Origin of the sequence: Eubacterium sp. CAG:161, assembly GCF_000432355.1 — a bacterium.
Classification (GTDB): Bacteria; Bacillota; Clostridia; order Lachnospirales; family Lachnospiraceae; genus Eubacterium_G; species Eubacterium_G segne.
In genome coordinates, this window is record NZ_HF991856.1 from 14563 (window position 1) to 18353 (window position 3791).

The 3791-nt window shown below is 38.4% G+C and carries 4 protein-coding genes; all 4 read right to left on the minus strand.

Features of this window, described 5'->3' with window-relative positions; genetic code table 11:
• The coding region (locus Q5O30_RS03350; RefSeq protein WP_302674552.1) for an ATP-grasp domain-containing protein at positions 1–840 on the minus strand (840 nt) is incomplete at its 3' end.
• Positions 841–854: 14 nt separating this feature from the next.
• Positions 855–1892 carry an Ldh family oxidoreductase gene (locus tag Q5O30_RS03355; protein ID WP_021952345.1) on the minus strand — a complete coding sequence of 346 codons (1038 nt, stop codon included), beginning with the start codon at positions 1890–1892 and terminating at the stop codon, positions 855–857.
• A 29-nt stretch (positions 1893–1921) separates the two neighbouring features.
• Complete coding sequence (locus Q5O30_RS03360) at positions 1922–2815, minus strand: hypothetical protein (RefSeq protein ID WP_021952346.1); 894 nt, start codon at positions 2813–2815, stop codon at positions 1922–1924.
• Positions 2816–2849: 34 nt separating this feature from the next.
• The gene (locus tag Q5O30_RS03365; RefSeq protein WP_302674558.1) at positions 2850–3782 is read right to left on the minus strand and encodes an MmgE/PrpD family protein; all 933 of its coding nucleotides are present in this window, start codon (positions 3780–3782) and stop codon (positions 2850–2852) included.
• Between the last annotated feature and the right edge of the window lie 9 nt (positions 3783–3791).

The window sequence follows — 3791 nt, forward strand, 5'->3', positions numbered from 1 at the left end:
CCCCCCTGCCACTCTTGGTGCAAATTCTATAACAAATATATCGTCTCCTCTTACTATGCCCTGAAAAAAAAGTGGCGAGTTGTATATATTAAACGCCTGTGCTATTTGAGTTGCTATTTTCTCTGCATTTTCTTTAGCCTTTTCTGATATTCTTGCTGGAGCAACAGATGCATAACATTTAATTACCTTTTCATTTCCTTCTGTCACGCTGACTCTCTCAGCTGTCATTAAAAGGTGTGCCCTGCCATCTATAATAAAGCAATACGCACTGATTTCCATGCCTTCAACGAATTCTTCAACTATGCCTCTTCCATTTCTGCTTATTTTCAATGCCTCACTTAAATATTTTTCCATCTCTTCTTTATTATTTGCCCTCTTTACACCATTTGCTGAATTGCTGTCAGCAGGTTTTACCATTAAAGGGTACCTCATATTACTCATATCAGGTACTTCCTGCCCCCGCTCAACATATACATACTTAGATGTCGGAATACCTTCCCTAAACATTACTTCCTTCATATAGCCTTTGTTTGTTACTTTTCTTGCAATCTCATAGCTATAAGGAACATATTTTCCCAGTTTTTCCATAGCATAGCATGCCGATATATTTGCCTGATCCACACAACCGCTAATTACCAATTCCACCTTTCTCTCTACTGCAATTTCCAATACTTTTTCTTTATCTAAAGTGCTTTCTACTATGTGTTCATCAGCAGCATCTGCCGCCGGCGGATTTTCAAGATAATCTATCAATATGGTATAATAACCTCTATTCTTAAGCTGTAATATTAGTTCCATGTGAGGAACTGTCCCTCCTAAAACAAGTGCTACCTTCTCCATCTTTATCCACTCCTTTATTTAATAACTTCTAATTTTTCCTTAATCCCGAATTTGGCTGTTAACTGATTATATTCCTCTATCAGATTTATTTTTAAATCCACTTTAGTTTCATTTTTCTTTGCATATTTCGCAGATCTTTCCCCGGGCATAAATATTTTTCCGCTTTCACCACATGATTTGACATTTTTTATTAGCTTATCTATTTTTACATAATATTCATTAATATCCATAAGTTTTGATATATCTATAGCTATTAACACATGTCCATGTCTTGACGGTCCTTCTCCATATCCCAACGGTTTTATATCTCCCCCAAATGCAGATCCACTTAACAAACCTGCCATAATATCGTTTACCATAGCAAGGCCAAATCCCTTTATTCCTCCAATTGCCAACATATTTCCCTGTAATGCCTTTTCCGGGTCATTAGTGGGATTGCCTTGTGAATCAACCGCCCATCCTAAAGGTATTCTTTCACCATTTTTCTGAGCAAGTCGTATTTTTCCTCTTGCCGCCTCACTAATTGCCATATCTAAAATGATATTACCTTTTTCTGTCGGGAACGCGAAACACACGGGATTGGTTCCAAATATTGACTTTGTCCCCCCCGGAGGTGCAACTGCCGGTCCGGAACTGGTTAGGACAATTCCTACCATTCCTTCTTTTGTAGCCATTTCTCCAAAATATCCTGCTACCCCAAAATTATTGCTATTTCTTACAAAAGTAGCTGCCATTCCCATTGTTCCAGCTTTATGTATGCTATTTTTCATTGCTTCATAAGCAGCTACCTGTCCAAATCCGTCATTGCAATCTAAAACCGTAATAGAACCTATATCTGTTATTTTGCTAACAACCGTTTCCTTTGACATTAAACCGCTTTCTATTTTTCTCTGATAAATAGACATTCTTGTTATCCCGTGGGTATGCTTTTCGTGTCTATGAGCATAAACAATTGTGTCGGCAATAACTTCTGCCTGCCCTGTTGGCACTCCCCAGTTTTGCAACAATTTCACTGTTATATTTTCCAGATTCTCATTTCTTACATATGCCATGACATTTCTCTCTTTTACATCTTATATTGTTACCTTATACTGCCTTTCGGTGACTGTATTGCCTCAGGATAATACGCGTCTATAACTCTCTTAACCAGTGACACCTGTTTTGCTCTCTGCTTTGCATCTGCTTCCGAGCTGTCCCAGCTATGTGTTTTTGCCACAGAGCCACCTGTCTTTAAGTAAATAGGTGCTGCAATTCTTATCATTTCAGGCACTTCGTAATGTCTTATAAAGCCTCCTGTTGACTTAGGATTTTCAGTATGAATATCAATAGGTATGTCTATTGCCTGACGCATTGCTGCAAGCATCTGTAACTGGATATCTCTTACAGGGTTAATTGAGTTAGCTCCAATGGATTCAAGTAACTTAGCTGAGCATGGATTTCCGTGTCCTGCATGAGCTGAAATCTTAAAATGGCAATCTGCCGGTATTTCTCCTGCTTTTCTCATTTCATTGAGAAGCCATAAGCATCCTTCATCATATACTAAAAATGAACGGCATCCAAAGGCTGCTGCCCTTTTTACGTCTTCCACGGCTCTTACAATCTGTTCCTGACCACGAAGTCTGTATCCCATCCTTACACCTTCCGGGGTGTTTACTGAGGCACTTGTATCTGTTGTGGCTCTTGGACCTATTGCCAGAATCAAGTCCGTTCCGTAATCCTTTGCCAGTTTTACCATTTCCATTATTTCATTATCTGTCAACATCATAATACCCTTTGTCTGGGTTACTCTATGTAAACTTATCTGATACTTGTCCATTTCATCTAGCAATGCTTCCATTACTTTAGGGCTCTGTATTCCCGGTACCTCAAAGCGGTACTGTCCTCCATCATGGAATCTTTTCTCAGATGTAGGAAGGTCATAAGCATCTCCTTCCGGCATTCCTATTGACTTCAAAAATTCTCTAGTTTCTTTCATGTCCGACCTCCGTTATATTAAATGTATATTTTAGTTATTGTTTGTTTACATTGTCTAATATCTCACCAATTTTTACACTTTCTTCTTTCCATATTAAATTCCATACCCTTATAGCCATCTCTTCACTCTTTCCGGAATACTTCATCAATCCCATATATTTTTTCAATATTTCATCATATTCCATTGGATTTTCCGGCTCTCCCTTCGGATAATCAACCTTTACGCTTTCACTTGTCCCATCACCATAAACTACGGTTATAATAGCACTACGTTTATGCGGTACCTGTACAGAAAGTTCCTTTTTTTCTCTAACTTGTATTTTATTCATCAACCCGTTAACTAAACTATCCTGTATCATGTTTTCCGTGAACATATCCATACCTGCACTTTTATAAATCAATGCAACTGCAACACTGTAAGGTATACTCATTTTTGCCGCATTAGAATTTTCAATATTCCTGTGGTCATGCCCATATACCGCAAGTCCATAGGTTTCTATAATAATATCCTTTATCTCACCCAATTTTATGTGGTTATCATTGTTTAATTTAATTGCGGCCTCTATTGGAGCATGACAATGTCTACATGCCGCATATGGTTTCATATATATACCATTAATTAACATATCATCATTATCTCTTAATAAATATTCCTCATTTACTTCATTGCTAAAATTTCTAAGGAATCCCCTGTCTCCGCCTAAAACATCACTAGGTCCGGAAAAATATCTGCCAAACATTGCAGCATTCATGCCGCTTACTGCTGCATTAGCTACATTATACGGTTTTTGCTGAGACTGACCCATTATTGCCTCTAACAATCCTGCCGCCGACGTCGCCGCAGCACACATAGCATTCATCATTTCTTCTCTACTATACTTTAATAAAACAGCAATTGCTAATGTGCAACCAACCGTCCCACATGTTCCCGTTGCATGAAATCCCTGCTTTTTATGTTGCGGCTGAATAGCCCCTGC

Coding starts and splice junctions, on each gene's coding strand:
- Q5O30_RS03355 (WP_021952345.1), bottom strand. CDS start 1,892: ATGGCATATGTAAGAAATGAGAATCTGGAAAATATAACAGTGAAATTG.
- Q5O30_RS03360 (WP_021952346.1), bottom strand. CDS start 2,815: ATGAAAGAAACTAGAGAATTTTTGAAGTCAATAGGAATGCCGGAAGGA.